At 70.3% G+C, this 16649-nt stretch carries 14 protein-coding genes; 11 read left to right on the top strand and 3 right to left on the bottom strand.

The window, feature by feature from the left end:
* Positions 1 to 23 precede the first annotated feature (23 nt).
* Positions 24 to 1373: a tRNA uridine-5-carboxymethylaminomethyl(34) synthesis GTPase MnmE gene (gene mnmE, locus G8346_RS12615; protein ID WP_370520635.1), complete on the top strand. Its 1350-nt coding sequence runs from the start codon at positions 24 to 26 to the stop codon at positions 1371 to 1373.
* A gap of 30 nt (positions 1374 to 1403) precedes the next feature.
* Here mnmE and G8346_RS12610 read toward each other — a convergent pair whose 3' ends face one another.
* Positions 1404 to 2588, bottom strand: coding sequence for a diguanylate cyclase (locus G8346_RS12610; RefSeq protein WP_166051762.1), 1185 nt, complete (start codon positions 2586 to 2588; stop codon positions 1404 to 1406).
* 192 nt (positions 2589 to 2780) lie between these two features.
* On the opposite strand from G8346_RS12610, the gene mnmG reads away from it, so the two are divergent.
* The 3 genes from mnmG to G8346_RS12595 are packed head-to-tail and all read left to right on the top strand — an operon-like array spanning position 2781 to position 7901.
* Complete coding sequence (gene mnmG, locus G8346_RS12605) at positions 2781 to 4673, top strand: tRNA uridine-5-carboxymethylaminomethyl(34) synthesis enzyme MnmG (protein ID WP_240901447.1); 1893 nt, start codon at positions 2781 to 2783, stop codon at positions 4671 to 4673.
* A complete protein-coding gene (locus G8346_RS12600; protein ID WP_166051758.1) occupies positions 4670 to 6319 on the top strand; it encodes a peptide ABC transporter substrate-binding protein in 1650 nt (549 codons plus the stop codon). Before mnmG ends, G8346_RS12600 begins: the two co-directional genes overlap by 4 nt.
* Position 6320: 1 nt before the next feature.
* Positions 6321 to 7901: a peptide ABC transporter substrate-binding protein gene (locus G8346_RS12595; protein WP_166051756.1), complete on the top strand. Its 1581-nt coding sequence runs from the start codon at positions 6321 to 6323 to the stop codon at positions 7899 to 7901.
* A 12-nt stretch (positions 7902 to 7913) separates the two neighbouring features.
* Here G8346_RS12595 and G8346_RS12590 read toward each other — a convergent pair whose 3' ends face one another.
* Positions 7914 to 8633, bottom strand: a complete 720-nt coding sequence (locus G8346_RS12590) for an SIMPL domain-containing protein (protein WP_166051754.1) — start codon at positions 8631 to 8633, stop codon at positions 7914 to 7916.
* 102 nt (positions 8634 to 8735) lie between these two features.
* On the opposite strand from G8346_RS12590, the gene G8346_RS12585 reads away from it, so the two are divergent.
* A complete protein-coding gene (locus G8346_RS12585) occupies positions 8736 to 9047 on the top strand; it encodes a c-type cytochrome (RefSeq protein ID WP_166051752.1) in 312 nt (103 codons plus the stop codon).
* Positions 9044 to 9379 (top strand): cytochrome c, encoded by a 336-nt coding sequence (locus G8346_RS12580; RefSeq protein ID WP_206202720.1) that lies wholly within the window; start codon positions 9044 to 9046, stop codon positions 9377 to 9379. Before G8346_RS12585 ends, G8346_RS12580 begins: the two co-directional genes overlap by 4 nt.
* A gap of 38 nt (positions 9380 to 9417) precedes the next feature.
* On the opposite strand, the gene G8346_RS12575 is transcribed toward G8346_RS12580, so the two are convergent.
* Positions 9418 to 10950: a cryptochrome/photolyase family protein gene (locus G8346_RS12575; RefSeq protein ID WP_166051750.1), complete on the bottom strand. Its 1533-nt coding sequence runs from the start codon at positions 10948 to 10950 to the stop codon at positions 9418 to 9420.
* A gap of 88 nt (positions 10951 to 11038) precedes the next feature.
* Between G8346_RS12575 and G8346_RS12570 the strand changes: the two genes are divergently transcribed.
* From G8346_RS12570 to G8346_RS12550, 5 genes are all read left to right on the top strand, one after another.
* Positions 11039 to 11992, top strand: coding sequence for an MBL fold metallo-hydrolase (locus G8346_RS12570; protein WP_370520632.1), 954 nt, complete (start codon positions 11039 to 11041; stop codon positions 11990 to 11992).
* Entirely contained in the window at positions 11989 to 12981 is a 993-nt protein-coding gene (locus G8346_RS12565; protein WP_166051745.1) for an oxidoreductase, read from the top strand. Before G8346_RS12570 ends, G8346_RS12565 begins: the two co-directional genes overlap by 4 nt.
* Before the next feature lie 74 nt (positions 12982 to 13055).
* Positions 13056 to 13964, top strand: coding sequence for a methylisocitrate lyase (gene prpB, locus G8346_RS12560; RefSeq protein WP_166051743.1), 909 nt, complete (start codon positions 13056 to 13058; stop codon positions 13962 to 13964).
* Positions 13965 to 13966: 2 nt separating this feature from the next.
* Complete coding sequence (prpC, locus tag G8346_RS12555; RefSeq protein ID WP_166051741.1) at positions 13967 to 15091, top strand: 2-methylcitrate synthase; 1125 nt, start codon at positions 13967 to 13969, stop codon at positions 15089 to 15091.
* A gap of 29 nt (positions 15092 to 15120) precedes the next feature.
* On the top strand, positions 15121 to 16572 hold the full coding sequence (locus G8346_RS12550) for a bifunctional 2-methylcitrate dehydratase/aconitate hydratase (RefSeq protein ID WP_166051739.1): 1452 nt from the start codon (positions 15121 to 15123) through the stop codon (positions 16570 to 16572).
* The last annotated feature ends 77 nt before the right edge of the window (positions 16573 to 16649 follow it).

Below are 16649 nucleotides of genomic sequence, written 5' to 3'. Positions count from 1 at the left end.
CCCCCGGCCCGAAGGCCGGTGGCGTGAGCGTCCTGGCCGCAGGCGACACCATCGTGGCGGCTGTCACGCCGCCCGGGCGCGGCGGCGTGTGCATCGTGCGGCTCTCCGGGGACCGGGCGCTGGCACTCGCAGCACAGGTCACCGCTGACCTGCCGCCGGCGCGCCGCGCCGCGCTGCGCGAGTTGAGGATCGAGGGCGAGCCGCTCGACCGCGCCCTGGTGCTGGTGTTTCCCGGTCCGCGCTCCTTCACCGGTGAAGACACGGTGGAGTTTCAGCTGCACGGCAGCCCGGTCGTTGCCACCTTGCTGGTGCGCGGCCTCGTGGCGCTGGGCGCCCGCGAAGCCGGCCCGGGCGAGTTCACGCGACGCGCCTTCCTCAACGGCCGGCTCGACCTGGCGCAGGCCGAGGCGATCGCGGATCTCATCGCCAGCGCCTCGGCCGAGGCCGCGCGCGCAGCGTTGCGCTCGCTGGAAGGAGAATTCTCCGGCCGCGTGACAGCGCTGGTCGAGCAGTTGACGCAGCTGCGCGTCCGACTCGAGGCCGGGCTGGATTTCCCGGAAGAAGGCGTGGACGACGTGGACGACCCCGAACTGGCCGGGCTGCTGGACAGCCTGCTGCGCGACCTGGCCGCAGTCCGCCAGGCGGCCGACCGCGGACGCGTGCTGCGTGACGGCCTGACGCTGGTGATCGCCGGCCCGCCCAATGCCGGCAAGTCGAGCCTGCTGAATCGCCTGGCGGGCTACGAGGCCGCGATCGTGACCGAGCTGCCGGGCACGACACGCGACCTGGTGCGGGAGGACATTCTCATCGACGGCATGCCGGTGCGGGTCGTCGACACGGCGGGCCTGCGCGAAGCGGCAGACCGTGTCGAGCAGGAAGGCATCCGCCGGGCGCGCGAAGCCATGGCGCGGGCCGACCTGGTGCTACTGGTGGAAGACGGCGGCGCGGCTGCAGCCGATAGCAGCCCTGGCGGATTGCCTGCAGGCATCCCGGTGCTCAGGGTGCGCAACAAGACCGACCTGCTGGGCCTGCCGGCCGGGCCCGAGACAGCGGCCGACGGCGCGGAATGCCTGCGGCTCTCGGCACTGACCGGGGAGGGCATCGACCTGCTGCGGGAACGTCTCCGGGTGTTCGCCGGTCACGGCGCCGGCGAGGGCGGCAGTTTCGCGGCGCGACGGCGGCATCTCGCAGCGCTGGACCGGGCGACAGCGGCGACAACGCGGGCAGTCGCATTGTCGCGCGCGGCACACGCACCGGAGCTGGCAGCGGAGGAGCTGCGCCAGGCGCAGGATGCGCTCGGAGAGATCACCGGCCGCGTAACGACCGAAGACCTGCTGGGGCGGATCTTCAGCGAGTTCTGTATCGGCAAGTGAGCCGTTCGCGCTTCGCCCGGCTGGCGAGTCTCAATCGCGCTGGACGAGGCGGACGACCTTGCCCGGCTTGGAGGTGGGCTTCTCCTCGAAGACGCGGTTGCGCCCGGCATGCTTGGCCCGGTACAAGGCGTCGTCGGCGCGACTGAGCGTCTGCTCGATGGTCTCGCCATAGCGGTACACGGCGATGCCGGCCGAGAAGGTCACCGTGATGCCGTTCTCGAAGCGTTCCTGCGCCATCACTTCCTGCATGCGCTCGGCACAGTGGCGTGCCCCCTCCAGCCCGGTTTCCGGCAGCAGGGCGATGAATTCCTCGCCGCCGAAGCGACCGAAGGCATGGCGCCGTCGCCCGGGCGAGATGACGTCGACCGCGCGCAACTCGCGCCGCGCCACCTGCGCGAAGCGTGTGAGCACGCGATCGCCGGTGACGTGACCGTGCTGGTCGTTGATGCTCTTGAAGTGATCGAGGTCGAAGATGATGATCGAGAAGGGCGCGTGGCGGCGTTCCGAGCGCGCGCGCTCCGCCTCCAGCGCCTTCATGATATAGCGGCGGTTGTAGGCCGAGGTGAGGTGGTCGCGGTCGGCGATGCGCTGGGCGTCCTTGACGTGCTCCTGCAGCGCTTCGTTCTGCCGGCGCAGGGCGGCGCGCAGCTGCGCGACGTGCGAGCCGAAGAAAGTGCACCACAGCAGGCAGGACGCCAGCACCAGGAAGCGCACGCCCTCGGTGAAAAGGTCGATGGGCACGTCGCGGATCACCACGTCGGCGGCCACCACCACGACGTAACCCGCGAGGGCCAGTGCAGTCAGCTTGAGGAAGTCGTCCCGGTCCAGGCGGAATATCCCGAACAGCATGATGACGATGTAGACGACCATCATCAGGCTGCGGTCGACGTGCGAGGCCCCGATGACCACCAGGATCCAGAACAGTCCCAGCGTCACCTGGGCCTTGGTCATGGAGGGATCGGCATAGCTCAGGCTGCGGCCCGAGCGCAGCATGTACCAGAACCAGGCGTTGGAAAGCATCACGCCGGAGAGCATGGCGAGCATCAGCCAGACGGGCATGGCGATCAGGCCGCCGGCCCAGCCGATCAGCGCGATGACCGTCCACAAGGCGTAAGAGGCCAGCGCCATGTAGAAGCGACGCAGCCGCACGGCCATGCGCGCGTCCATGTGCGCGCGGCCCTGCGCGGCGTGCTCCACTCCAGCCGTTCGGCCCAAGCGTCGTCTCCCTGGGTTCTGCCGGGCCAGTCAGGCGGCCCGGGGTCCTGCAGAATGACTTCCGGCGCCCGCGCCGTCTGTGACCGCATTCTCAGATACGCGGCCATACTTTTCTGGCGGCGCTGCTGTGCGTGCGGCACGCGGGTATCATTGGCGCCCGGAAACCGCGCAGGCCACGCCAGGAACACCGCATTGCAGCACCCGGAGGATTTCGACGTCATCGTCATCGGCGGCGGCCATGCCGGCACCGAGGCGGCGCTCGCGTCCGCCCGCATGGGCGCGCGCACCCTGCTGTTGACGCACAACATCGAGACCATCGGCCAGATGAGCTGCAACCCGGCCATCGGCGGGATCGGCAAGGGACACCTGGCGCGCGAGATCGACGCGCTCGGCGGGGCGATGGCGCGCGGCGCGGATTTGGCCGGCATTCATTTCCGCACCCTCAATGCGCGCAAGGGTCCGGCGGTGCGTGCTACGCGGGCGCAAGCCGACCGCGCGCTGTACCGCGCCGCGATCCGCCGCATGGTGGAGGCGCAGCCGAACCTGCTGCTGTTCCAGCAGGGCGCGGCGGACCTGGTGATCGAGGGCGAGCGCGTGGCCGGCGTGGTGACCGAGATGGGACTGGCGTTCCGCGCGCGCGCCGTGGTGCTGACCGTGGGCACCTTTCTCGGCGGCCGCATCCACGTCGGCGAGGCGCAGCATGCCGGCGGGCGTGCCGGGGATGCGCCGTCCAACCGGCTCGCTGCGCGCCTGCGGGAGCTGCCCCTGCGGGTGGGTCGGCTGAAGACCGGCACGCCGCCGCGGCTGGACGCCCGCAGCCTGGACTACGACGCCATGCGCGCGCAACCGGGCGACGAGCCGCGGCCCGTGTTCAGCTTCCTCGGCCGGCGCGAGGACCATCCGCGCCAGCTGCCGTGCTGGATCACCCACACGACCGAGCGCACGCACGACATCATCCGCGCGGCGCTGCATCGCTCGCCCATGTACAGCGGCACCATCGAGGGGATCGGCCCGCGTTACTGCCCCTCCGTCGAGGACAAGATCACGCGCTTTGCCGACAAGCCATCGCACCAGGTGTTCGTCGAGCCGGAAGGCCTGGACAGTCGCGAGGTCTATCCGAACGGGATTTCCACCAGCCTGCCTTTCGACGTGCAGTACGACCTCGTGCGCAGCATCCCCGGCTTCGAGCGCGCGCACATGACGCGGCCCGGTTACGCCATCGAGTACGACTACTTCGACCCGCGCGACCTGCGCCCCAGCCTCGAGACACGGCATTTCCGCGGCCTGTTCTTCGCCGGGCAGATCAACGGCACGACCGGTTACGAGGAAGCCGCGGCCCAGGGCTTGCTCGCCGGCATCAATGCGGTGCGTGCCCTGCGCGACCAGGGGCCATGGGTGCCGGGCCGCCACGAGGCCTACATCGGCGTACTCGTCGACGACCTGGTGACGCGCGGCACCACCGAGCCCTACCGCATGTTCACCAGCCGCGCCGAGTACCGCCTCCTGCTGCGGGAGGACAATGCCGACGAGCGCCTGACGCCGCAGGGGCGCGAGCTGGGACTGGTGGACGACACGCGCTGGACCGCGTTCGAGCAGAAGCAGGCCGCGGTGGCGGCGGAGACCGAACGCCTCACCCGGACCCGGGTGAGGCCGGAAGCGCTCGACCCGGAGCGCGCCGCGGCCTTCCCCGGCGGCGCGCCGACGCGGGAGAGCACCGCGCTGGAGCTGCTGCGCCGGCCGGAGGTCGCGTATCGCGACCTGCTCGCGCTGGGCTGTATCGCCGGCCCGGGCGTGGCGCCTGAGGTGGCGCAGCAGATCGAGGTCCGCACCCACTACGATGGCTACATCCGGCGCCAGCAGCAGGAAATCGAGCGCCAGCGCCGGCACGAGACGGCGCCGCTGCCCGAGGATCTCGATTACGGCGCGGTGCGCGGGCTGTCTCACGAGGTGCGGCAGAAGCTGGCCGAGGCCCGCCCGGCGACGTTGGGCCAGGCGGCGCGCCTTGCCGGGGTGACGCCGGCGGCCGTATCGCTGCTCATGGTCCACTTGAAAAGGTGCCAGGCGCCCGACGGGGAGGTCGCGTGAGACGCGCGCCGGCACTGGGGCTGGCAGTGCTAAAGGTGTTGGGGCTGGCCGGGCTGCTGGGGCTGTCGCTGGCGGGCTGCGACCGGGCGCCCGCGCCCGCAGCCCGGGACGCCGACGCGGTGGCGCCCGTGGTGTTCCGTCGCGGCAATGGCCCGGAGCCGGCGACGCTGGACCCGCAACGCGCCCAGGACGAGAACAGCAGGGACGTCATCCGCGATCTTTACGAAGGCCTGGTGGCGGAGACCAGTGCGGGCGAACTGGTCCCCGGCGCGGCGTCTTCCTGGGAGGTGAGCAGCGACGGGCTGGAATGGCGCTTCACGCTCCGGCCCGACGGACGCTGGTCCAACGGCGACCCGGTCACCGCGGCGGACTTCGTCGCCGGCTTCCGGCGCGCCGTGGACCCGGCCACGGCGAGCACCGAGGCCGGGCTGTTGCGGATGATCGAGAACGCCAGCGAGATCACGGCGGGCGAGGCGCAACCGGATGCTCTCGGCATCACCGCGCTGGACGATTACCGCCTGGCCTTGCGCCTCACCCGACCCACGCCCTACCTGCTCGGCCTGCTGACGCATCCCGTCACCTTCCCGGTGCATCGCCCGAGTCTCGCGGCGCACGGCAATGGCTTCGCGCGGCCCGGCCGCATGGTCTCGAACGGCGCCTACCGGCTCGACCTGTGGGAGCCGCAGAGCTATGTGCAACTGGTACGCAACGAGTTCTTCCGCGAGCGGCCGCAGGTGGACGTGGTGCGGTTCTATGCCTTCGACCTGCCCGAGGCGGAGCTGAATCACTATCGCACCGACGCGCTCGACTACACGGTGCAGATTCCCATCGCGCGCTACGCGTGGCTGCGCGAGAACCTCGGCGACGAGCTCAAGGTGGCGCCGGCGCTGAGCACGCAGTACTGGCTGTTCAATACCCTGCGGCCGCCCACCGACGACCTGCGCGTGCGCCGCGCGCTCGCCATGGCCGTCGACCGCGAGCGCGTCGCCGCGTCCGTGGTGGGCTACGGCGACCGGCCGGCTTATGGCCTGGTGCCGCCGGGCGTGCTGGATTACAACGCCCAGTCTTTCGCCTGGCGCGCGCTGCCGATGGATGAGCGCATCGCCGCCGCGCGCGCCTTGCTGCAGGAGGCCGGTTACGGCCCCGACAACCCGCTGCGCCTCACGGTGCACTACAACACCGACGAGAACCTGCGCCGCATCGCCGTCGCCGTGACTTCGATGTGGCGCGAGCATCTCGGCGTCGAAAGCACGCTGCACAACGAGGAGTTCCGCGTCATGTTGTCGCGCCGCAAGGACCCGGACCAGTGGCAGGTGCTGCGCCTGTCCTGGCGCGGCGACTACAACGACGCCTCCAACTTCCTCGAGATCCTGAAGACCACTGGCGCCGTGAGTGACACCGGCTACGACGATCCCGAGTACGAGCGCCTGCTGCAGCAGGCCGCACTGGAACAGGACCCCGCCGCGCGGCGCGTCATGCTCGAGGCGGCAGAGCGGCGCATGCTCGAGTTCGTTCCCATCCTGCCGCTGTACCACCCGGTCAGCCGGCACCTGGTGAAGCCCTGGGTGCGCGGCTACGAGTCCAACGTGCTGAATCGCACCTATACGCGCAACATCTCCATCGATGTGGCGCAGCGAGGATACTGAAATGAAGCCGGCCCGATCCGGGCGTCGTCGCGGCATCCCGGTACTGCTTCTCGCCCTGGCCCTGGTGGCGGCGTGCGCGCCCGAGCCCGAGACCGGGGGAGATGCCGTCGACGTGGTCGAGTTCGTGCGGGGCAACAGCGCCGATCCGGAGTCACTCGATCCCTTGCAGGCACGCAGCGAGCCGGCGCTCAACGTACTGCGCGACCTGCACGAAGGCCTGACGGCGCTGGACGCCGCCGGCCGGGTCATCCCAGGTGCCGCGCGCAGCTGGCAAGTTTCCGCAGACGGACTGGAATGGGTGTTCGAGCTCGACCCGGCGGCGCGCTGGTCGGACGGCCGCCCGGTGCGGGCCGGGGATTTCGTGCTCGCCTTTCGGCAGATGGCGACGGCCGCCGTCGCCTCGCCGCATCGAGAGCTGTTCAGCGCCATCGCCGGCATGAGCGGCGGCGCGGACGGGCCGGCGGTGCGGGCGGAGGACGAGCACACCCTGCGCATCGTCCTGGAACGGCCCACGCCGTGGCTGGACGAACTGCTCGCCCATCCTGCAGCCAGTCCGCGGCGCGACGACCTGGCGCCTGGCGGCAAGGTCTCCAGCGGCGCCTTCCGCCTCGGCGAGCGCGTGCCCGGCTCACACCTGGTGCTGTTGCGAAATCCCGCCTACCGCGACGCGGACAACGTGTCGCTGGACCAGGTGCGCTACCTGTCGCTGCCGGACCAGGCCAGCGAGCTGTCGCGCTACCGCGCCGACGAGCTCGACATGACCTACACCGTGCCGGTATCCCGCGTGCCATGGCTGCAGGAGCATGTCCCGGAGGAGCTGCGCATCAGCCCGTACCTCGCGGTCTATTTCTACGGCTTCAACACGCGACGGCCGCCGCTGGACGACGCCCGCGTGCGCCGGGCCCTGTCGCTGGCGGTGGATCGCGAGCTCATCGCCGGGCGCGTGGTCGGCGCCGGCGAGCTGCCGGCGTGCAACCTCGTGCCGCCGGGCCTGCCGGGCTACGCGCCGCCGCGTGATGCGCTGTGCGAGCAGCGGCGCAGCGTGCGCCTGGAGCGCGCCCGGGCGTTGCTGGCAGAAGCGGGTTATGACGCGGAAACCCCGCTGCGCCTCGAGATCCGTTACAACAGCGGCGAGTTGCACGACCGCGTGGCGGTTGCGGTGGGCGCCTTCTGGCGCGAGGGACTCGGGATCGAGACCGACCTGGTGCGCGAGGAGTTTCGCGTCCTGCTGGGCAACGTCCGTGCCGGCGACGTGACCCAGGTCTATCGCGGCAGCTGGATCGCCGATTTCGCCCAGCCCGACAGTTTCCTCGGCATCCTTGCCGCGGACAGCCAGGTCAACGGCACCGGCTGGTCGGACCCGGAATACGACCGCCTGCTGCGCGAGGCCGCTGCCGCGGGCGATGCCGCGACGCGCATGCGCCTGCTGGCTGCGGCGGAGGCGCGCCTCATCGAGGCGGCGCCGCTGATGCCGCTGTACTTCTACGTCAGCAAGAAACTGGTCAAGCCCTGGGTGCAGGGCATCGAGGACAACCCCCTCAACGTGCACCCGAGCCGCTTCGTCACCCTCCAGCGCCCCTGACAGCCCGCTGCCCTAGTCCTCCAGCTCGAAGGTGGCGTTGACCCCGGCTTCGACGCGGATCAGCCCGGGCTCGTAGGTCTCCGCACCGCCCATGCCGTCGGCTTCCGCCATCGTGGCGCGCAGCATGGGCTGGGGCGGTGCAAAACCGCCCACCGCGCTGAGGCTCAGCGGCTTGCCGACCTTGGCATCGAGCGCGGTCGCGATCGTGGTGGCGCGGGCGCGCGCGTCCCGCGCGGCGGCTGCCAGCGCTTCGGCCTCCAGCGCCTCGCGCCGCGAAGTATCGAACGCCGCAGGCGAGGCTTCCGTCACCCCGAGGCCGAGCGCGCGCTCCGTCAGCTCGCCCAGCCGGGAGATGTCCGTCAGCTTGAAGCTGAGCTGGCGGCTGACGATGAAGCCGCGGTGTTCCTGGGTGCGCGTCTCCGGGTTCCAGGACGTGTCCGGCCGCACGTTGAGGGCCGCGGTGGAGATGTGCTCGTCCGCGATGCCGAAGCTGCGTGCGAGCTCGAGCAGCCGGCCGACGCCGGCGGCCACCTCGTCGCGTGCGGCGGCCACGTTCGGCTGCCGCGACGTCACGCCAAAACGCAGCACGGCGATGTCGGGGGCTACTTCAGCGTATCCGGTGCCGGTCGCGCTGACCGTCGGACTGTCGGGTGTGGCGGCGGTGGTGGCGGGAGCGACGACGAGCAGCCCGGCGAGTGCGGCGATGAGGAAGGCGGGTTTGAGGCGCAGCATGGCGTTCTCCTTGGCCGTCGGTTGATTGGCTTTTTCGGTTTTCCCTGATTACCATACCGCCGCGATTCGACGCCACCGCGTTCACCTGGAGGATGCTTGCCGATGCGACCGCGCGCCGTAACGATCGGACTGGCCCTGGCCGGCCTGCTGGCCTCGGGCACGACGCTTGCCGGGGAGCGACCGGCAGCGGTCGAGACCTGCCTCGGCTGTCATGCCATCAAGGGCTACAAGAACGCCTACCCGACCTACCACGTGCCGAAGCTGGGCGGGCAGCACGCGCAGTACATCGTGGACGCGCTGCGCGCCTACGCCAACGGCGAGCGGCCCCATTCCACCATGCACGCCAACGCGGTGACGCTGAGCGAGGAAGAGATGCAGGCCATCGCCAAGTGGTTCGAGGAGCAGGGGGAATGAGCATGTGGCACAAGGTTTTCCCGGTCGCCCTGCTGGCGGCGGGTGCGCTGGTTGCCAGCAGTGCAGAGGCCGGCAACCCCGAGCTGGGCAAGGCCAAGTCGGCCACCTGCGTGGCCTGCCACGGCGATGACGGTCGTGGCACGGCACCGAACTTCCCGGTGCTGGCGGGACAGTACGCGGACTACCTGGAGCACGCGCTGAGGCAGTACCGCAGCGGCGAGCGCAACAACGCGCTCATGGCGCCGATGGCGGCCGGCCTGTCGGACGACGACATTGCCGACCTCGCCGCCTATTACGCGGCGATGCGCGGGCTGACGACGCCGAAGAAGTAACCGGGACTGCCGGACCCGTGCCGGCGGGTCCCGGCAGGTCAACACGCTTCGAGCGTCGCCAGGAAAGCCGTCGCTGCGGCCCTGACCCGGGCCAGCTCGTCCTCCCCGATCCGCTCCAGGTTCTTCACCGCCAGCCCCATGCGCGGGTTGGCGGCCAGTTGCTCGCGGTGGCGCGCGAGGAAATCCCAGTACAGCAGCGTGAAGGGGCAGGCGTCCGCGCCGCTGCGCTGGCCCGGGTCGTAGCGGCAGCCGGCGCAGTAGTTGCTCATGCGCTTGATGTAAGCGCCGCTGGCGACATAGGGCTTGGTGCCGACGATGCCGCCGTCGGCATGCAGCGCCATGCCGAGCGTGTTGGGCAGCTCGACCCACTCCACCGCGTCGACGTAGATGCCGAGGAACCAGTCGCACACGGCGCGCGGGTCGAGGCCGGCGAGCAAGGCGAAGTTGCCGATCACCATGAGGCGCTGGATGTGGTGGGCGTAACCGTTCGCCAGCGTGTCGTCGAAGCATTGCTTGAGGCAGTTCAGCTCCGTGCCGGCGTCCCAGAAGAATCCCGGCAGCGGCCGGTCGTGGCCGAAGTGGTTGCGCCCGGCGTAGCCGGGCATCTCCCGCCAGTACACGCCGCGGATGAACTCGCGCCAGCCCAGCACCTGGCGCACGAATCCTTCCGCGGCCTCCAGCGGGGCCTGCCCTGAGCGCCAGGCCGCGACCGCTGCGTCCACGGCGCGGCGCGGGTCGAGCAGCTTGAGGTTCAGGGCGGCCGCGAGGTGGGCGTGGTACAGCCATGGCTCGCCCTGCCACATGGCGTCCTGATAGCGGCCGAACAGTGGCAGCCGCCGTGCCACGAAGTCCTCCAGCGCGGCTTCAGCCTCCGCCGGGGTGACCGGCCAGCCGAAGCCCTCCAGGCTGCCCGGGTGAGCGGGAAAGCGCGCCGCGACCTCGGCCAGTACCTCGCGGGTGATAGCGTCGGGGGCGAAGCGGCGCGGCGCCGGGATCGTCCCCGGCCCCTGGCGGCCGAAGCTGCCGCGATTGGCGCGGTCGAAGTTCCACTCGCCGCCGGCGGGCTTGCCTTCCTCCATCAGCACATCAAATCGCTTACGCATGTCGCGATAGAAAAACTCCATCACGAGCTGCTTCCTGCCCCGGGCCCAGCGCGCGAAATCTTCTCGGCCGCAATAGAAATGCGTGTCGTCATGCACCTGCAGGGCGACGCCGGCGTCGGCGCAGGCGGATTCAACCATGGCCTGCACACGCCACTCGCCAGCCTCGACCATGCGCACCCGCGCGGGGCGATGGCGCCGGATCGCTTCGGCAAGGCCGGCGCCAAGCGAGTCGTGCCCGGCCTCGAGCGCCTGGTAATCGACCGTCCAGCCCGCCCTGCGCAGCTCTGCTGCGTGATGGCGCATGGCGGCGAGAAACAGGGCGATGCGCTGCTTGTGGCTCCACGCGTGGGTGGCCTCGCCCGAGGACTCGATCATCACCACCACGGCGTCGTCGCGCGCTGCGGCGACGAGCGCCGCGCTGCGCGGATCCAGCTGGTCGCCGAGCACCAGGACGAGCTCAGCCGCCATGCGCTTTTTGCTCGCGGCGGCCGGAAGCGACACAATCGGGGGTCAAACGGCGGTCCAGCCGGCAGCCCAGCCGCAGGGGAGTGAGGAAGTGCAGAAACCCATCCTGATTGATTTCGACGCCGGGATCACGGCCATCGACACGGAATACGTGCGCCCGGGCCTGGATGCCAGCCATCTCGTCGTGCAGGGCGATCGCGCCGCATTCGTGGATACGGGCACCACGCATTCGGTGCCGCTGTTGCTCGCCGCGCTGGAGGAGAAAGGCCTTGCGCCCGAGCAGGTCGACTGGGTGTGGGTGACGCACGTGCACCTCGATCATGCCGGCGGGGCGGGCGAACTGATGGCGGCGCTGCCGAACGCCACCGCGGTATTGCATCCGCGCGGCGCGCGCCACCTTGCCGACCCGGCGAAGCTGGTTGCGGGCTCGATCGCGGTCTATGGCGAGGACGCTTTCCGGCAGCTGTATGGCGAAATTCGGCCCATACCGCCCGAGCGGATTCGTACCGTCGAGGACGGCGAGCGGCTCAGGCTGGGCGACCGGGAAGTCGAGTTCATTCACACCGAGGGCCATGCGCGACACCATTACTGCATCGTCGACCCGGCTTCCAGCGGCGTGTTCACGGGCGACTGCTTCGGCATTTCCTATCGCGAGCTCGACAGCGACGCCGGGCCCTTCATTTTCCCCACCACCACCCCGGTGCAGTTCGACCCGGAGGCGGCTCACGCCACCATTCATCGCATCCTCTCCTACAAGCCGGAGCGGGTGTTCCTGACGCACTTCAGCTGCGTGCAGGCCCCCGCCGCGCTGGCGCCGCAGCTGCACCGCGACCTCGAGGCCTATGTCGAGATCGCGCGGGCCCGGCGCGACGACGACGATCCCGAGGCGTCCATCCGCGACGCCCTGCGCGACTGGACCTTCCGGCGCCTGGACGAGCACGGCGTCGATTCCGACCCCGAGTTCCGCGAGGAAGTGCTGCGCATGGACCTGGCGCTGAACGCCCAGGGCCTCGCTCACTGGCTGCAACACGGAGACCAGGCATGAGCACCTTCAAGGCTTTCCGCATCCACCAGGCCGGCAAGGGTGTCGAGGCGCGCCTCGAAGACCTGTCGCTGGACGATCTCGGGCCCGGCGACGTGGTCATACGCGGCCACTGGTCGAGCATCAACTACAAGGACGCCCTGGCCGCCACCGGCAAGGGCCGGATCCTGCGCCGCTTCCCCCTGGTCGGCGGCATCGACGTGGCGGGCGAGGTGGTCAGCTCGGAAGACCCGCGCTATCGGCCGGGTGACGCCGTGCTGGTCACGGGTTGCGGGCTGAGCGAAGAGCATGACGGCGGCTACGCTGAGTATTCCCGGGTGCGCGGCGACTGGGTGATCCCGGTGCCGGACGGCCTCGACACCCGCGCCGCCATGCAGCTCGGCACCGCGGGCTTCACCGCCGGCCTGGCGATCCATCGCCTCGAGCACAACGGCCTGGCGCCGGACAAGGGCCCGGTGATCGTCACCGGCGCTACCGGCGGGGTGGGCAGCCTGGCGCTGGACATGCTGGCGGGGCGGGGCTATGCGGTCACGGCCCTGACCGGCAAGGCCGCGTCGGCCGACTACCTGCGCGAGCTCGGCGCCGCCGAGGTGCTGGTGCGGGGCGAGTTCGAGATGGGCACGCGGCCGCTGGAGAAAGCGACCTGGGCCGGCGCCGTGGACAACCTCGGCGGCGAGACGCTGGCCTGGCTGACGCGCACCATGGACTGGTGGGGCTCGATCGCCAGCATCGGCCTGGCGCAGAGCCACGAGCTGCACACCACGGTGATGCCGTTCATCCTGCGTGGCGCCAATATCCTCGGCGTCAACTCGGTGGCCACGCCCCGCGACCTGCGGCTGCAGGTCTGGGCGCGGCTGGCAAGCGACCTGAAACCGCGACATTTGCACCAGATCGCGGACAATGTCGTCTCTTTGAGCGAAATTGCCACCGCGTTCGACGCTTATATCGACGGCGCAGTGCGCGGCCGTACCCTCGTCGACCTGCGCGCCTGAGGCCCAGTGCGGCCGGGCCGCGGCAGCGGGCCCCGCATGCGCTAGAATGGTGCGCTGCCCCATGGGAGTGAGACATGCCTGAGATCCAGTCCGCCGGCGCACGCTTTCGCGCCGCCCTCGAGGCCGAACGCCCCCTGCAGGTGGTCGGGACCGTGAATGCCTACTCCGCGCTGCTGGCCGAACGCGCCGGCTTCCGCGCTCTATACCTGTCGGGGGCCGGGGTGGCGAACGCCTCCTTCGGCCTCCCGGATCTCGGCATGACCAGCCTCAACGACGTCTGCGAGGACATCCGGCGTATCACCGGGGCCACGGACCTGCCGCTGCTGGTGGACGCCGACACCGGCTGGGGCGCCGCCTTCAACATCGCGCGCACGGTGAAGGAAATGATCCGCGCCGGCGCAGCCGCGTTGCACCTCGAGGACCAGGTCTCGGCCAAGCGCTGCGGCCACCGCCCCGGCAAGGCGCTGGTGCCGGCCGCCGAGATGTGCGACCGCATTCGCGCCGCGGTGGACGGCCGCACGGATGCCGCCTTCGGCATCATGGCGCGCACCGACGCCCATGCCGTGGAAGGCCAGGCCCAGGCCATCGAGCGCGCCCAGGCTTATGTCGAGGCCGGCGCCGACATGATCTTTGCCGAGGCGCTGACGACGCTGGACGAATACCGCCAGTTCACTGCGGCGGTGAGCGTGCCGGTGCTGGCCAACATCACCGAGTTCGGAAAGACGCCGTTGTTCACCACCGCAGAGCTGGGCGAAACCGGCGTGCGGCTGGTGCTCTACCCGCTGTCTGCCTTCCGCGCCATGAGCAAGGCGGCGCTGGCGGTGTACGAGGACCTGCGCCGCGAGGGGACGCAGCGGGCGTCACTGGACGCCATGCAGACCCGCGCCGAGCTGTACGACGTGCTCGGCTACCACGACTACGAGCAGAAGCTCGATGCGCTGTTTGCGGCGGACGGCGCCAAGCAACCGACCCAGGGAGAATAACGATGAGCAAGGACAAGAAAGCAGGCGGCCTGGCGGGCGTCACCGCGGGCGAAACCGCGATCTGCACCGTGGGCAAGGAGGGCGCCGGCCTGACCTACCGCGGTTACGACATCTATGACCTGGCCGAGAACGCGCGCTTCGAGGAGGTCGCTTACCTGCTGCACTATGGCAAGCTGCCGACGCAGGCCGAGCTGGACGCCTACGTCACCCGGCTCCAGGGCCTGCGGGACCTGCCGAATGCGCTCAAGCAGGCGCTGGAGGCCATCCCCGGCGACGCTCATCCCATGGACGTCTTGCGCAGCGGCTGCTCGTTGCTCGGCAACTTCGAGCCGGAGAACGACGACCAGCCGCAGGTGCTGGTGGCCGACCGCCTGCTCGCGGCTTTCCCCTCCATGCTCCTGTACTGGTGGCGCTTCCACCAGGACGGCGTGCGCATCGACACCGTGACCGACGACGACAGCGTCGCCGGCCATTTCCTGCACCTGCTGCACGGCAAGGCGCCGTCGGACTTCCACCGCCGCGTGCTGGACGTGTCGCTGATCCTGTACGCGGAGCACGAGTTCAACGCCTCGACCTTCACCGCGCGCGTCATCGCCGCCACGCTGTCCGACTTCCACTCCGCCATCACCGGCGCCATCGGCGCCTTGCGCGGCCCGCTGCACGGCGGCGCCAACGAGGCCGCGATGGAGCTGATCCAGCGCTTCGACAGTGCGGCAGCGGCGGACAAGGGCGTGCACGCCATGCTGGCGGCGAAGGACAAGATCATGGGCTTCGGCCACCGCGTCTACACCACCTCCGACCCGCGCAACAAGGTCATCAAGACCTTCGCCAAGAAGCTGGCCGACGAGCGCGGCGACACCGTGATCTTCCCGGTCTCGGAGGCCATCGAGAAGGTGATGTGGGACGAGAAGAAGCTGTTCCCCAACGCCGATTTCTACTCGGCCAGCGCCTACCACTTCATGGGCATCCCGACGCCGCTGTTCACGCCCATCTTCGTGTGCTCGCGCACCACCGGCTGGTCGGCGCACGTCATGGAGCAGCGCGCCAACAATCGCCTCATCCGTCCCGGCGCAGACTACACCGGCCCCGGCCTGCAGGCCTGGACGCCCATCGCCGAGCGCGGCTGAGCGCGCCGCCGGCAGCGGGAGAAGTCTGCATGCCCAGCGCAGACAGGCGGTCGGCCCGGCGCCCCGATCCGGACCGGGTGCTGGTCGACATCGCTGACTACGTCGTCGGCTACGAGATAAAGAGCGCCGCGGCCCTGGAGACGGCGCGCTATTGCCTGAAGGACTCGCTGGCCTGCTGCTTCCAGGCCCTGGACTACCCGGCCTGCACCCGCCTGCTCGGGCCCCTCGTGCCGGGCGCTACGCTCCCCGGCGGCGCGCGCGTGCCCGGTACGCACTGGGAGCTCGACCCGGTGCAGGCCGCGTTCAACATCGGCGCCCTGGTGCGCTGGCTGGACTTCAACGACACCTGGCTGGCGGCCGAGTGGGGGCATCCCTCCGACAACCTCGGCGCCATCCTCGCCGTGGCCGATTACCTGTCGCGCCAGCGCAGCGCCGAGGGCGATGAGCCGCTCACCATGCGCGCCGTGCTCGAGGCCATGATCAAGGCGCACGAGATCCAGGGCGTGCTGGCGCTGGAGAACAGCTTCAACCGCGTCGGCCTCGACCACGTGCTGCTGGTGCGCATCGCTTCCACCGCGGTCGCGACTCACATGCTGGGCGGCACGCGCGAGCAGGTCATCAATGCCGTGTCGAACGCCTGGATCGACGGCGGCGCCCTGCGCACCTACCGCCACGCGCCCAACACCGGCTCGCGCAAGAGCTGGGCCGCGGGCGACGCCTCCAGCCGCGGCGTACGGCATGCGCTCATGGCGCTCACCGGGGAGATGGGCTATCCCTCGGCGCTCACGGCGCCGCAGTGGGGCTTCCAGGACGTGCTGTTCGGCGGCAAGGACCTGGTCCTGGGGCAGGACTACGGCACCTATGTGATGGAGAACGTGCTGTTCAAGATTTCCTTCCCGGCCGAGTTCCACGCCCAGACGGCGGTCGAGGTGGCGCTGGCGCTGCACCCCGAGGTGCGCGATCGCCTGGACGACATCAAGGAAGTGGTCATCGAGACCCAGGAGCCGGGCGCCCGCATCATCGACAAGACCGGGCCGCTGGACAACCCGGCCGATCGCGACCACTGCATCCAGTACATGACCGCCATCCCGCTGATCTTCGGTCGCCTGGTCGCGGCCGACTACGAGGACGAGGTGGCGCGCGACCCGCGCATCGACGCGCTGCGCGCCAGGATGACGGTGCGCGAGAACGAGCGCTTCACCCGCGACTACTACGACCCGGCGAAGCGCTACATCGGCAATGCGATACAGGTGATCTTCAAGGACGGCAGTTCCACCGACCGCGTCGAGGTCGAGTACCCCATCGGCCACCGCAAGCGCCGCGCCGAGGGGATCCCGGCGCTGGTGCGCAAGTTCGAGCACAGCCTCAAGGCCCGGCTGTCCGAGCGCCAGTTCAAGGCGCTGAAGTCGGTGTGCGCGGACCAGCAGCGGCTCGAGGCGACGCCGGTCGACGCGTTCATGGCGCTGCTGGTCGACGGCTGAACACCTCGCTGCCGCGCACGGCCTGCGGACGCGGGCGCGCGTGAACCCGATCGCGGGCGGGCGGCGAAGACATCCCT

Source organism: Thioalkalivibrio sp. XN279 (assembly GCF_011089885.1).
In the GTDB taxonomy this organism is placed as follows: domain Bacteria; phylum Pseudomonadota; class Gammaproteobacteria; order Steroidobacterales; family XN24; genus XN24.
Note: the sequence above shows the minus strand (reverse complement) of the source record. Positions and strands in the feature narration are given on the sequence as shown.

Excerpts from the sequence above, each read along its gene's own strand:
- G8346_RS12595 (WP_166051756.1), top strand. The coding sequence starts at position 6,321 with ATGAAGCCGGCCCGATCCGGGCGTCGTCGCGGCATCCCGGTACTGCTT.
- G8346_RS12590 (WP_166051754.1), bottom strand. The coding sequence starts at position 8,633 with ATGCTGCGCCTCAAACCCGCCTTCCTCATCGCCGCACTCGCCGGGCTG.
- G8346_RS12585 (WP_166051752.1), top strand. The coding sequence starts at position 8,736 with ATGCGACCGCGCGCCGTAACGATCGGACTGGCCCTGGCCGGCCTGCTG.
- G8346_RS12580 (WP_206202720.1), top strand. The coding sequence starts at position 9,044 with ATGAGCATGTGGCACAAGGTTTTCCCGGTCGCCCTGCTGGCGGCGGGT.
- G8346_RS12575 (WP_166051750.1), bottom strand. The coding sequence starts at position 10,950 with ATGGCGGCTGAGCTCGTCCTGGTGCTCGGCGACCAGCTGGATCCGCGC.
- G8346_RS12565 (WP_166051745.1), top strand. The coding sequence starts at position 11,989 with ATGAGCACCTTCAAGGCTTTCCGCATCCACCAGGCCGGCAAGGGTGTC.
- prpB (WP_166051743.1), top strand. The coding sequence starts at position 13,056 with ATGCCTGAGATCCAGTCCGCCGGCGCACGCTTTCGCGCCGCCCTCGAG.
- prpC (WP_166051741.1), top strand. The coding sequence starts at position 13,967 with ATGAGCAAGGACAAGAAAGCAGGCGGCCTGGCGGGCGTCACCGCGGGC.
- G8346_RS12550 (WP_166051739.1), top strand. The coding sequence starts at position 15,121 with ATGCCCAGCGCAGACAGGCGGTCGGCCCGGCGCCCCGATCCGGACCGG.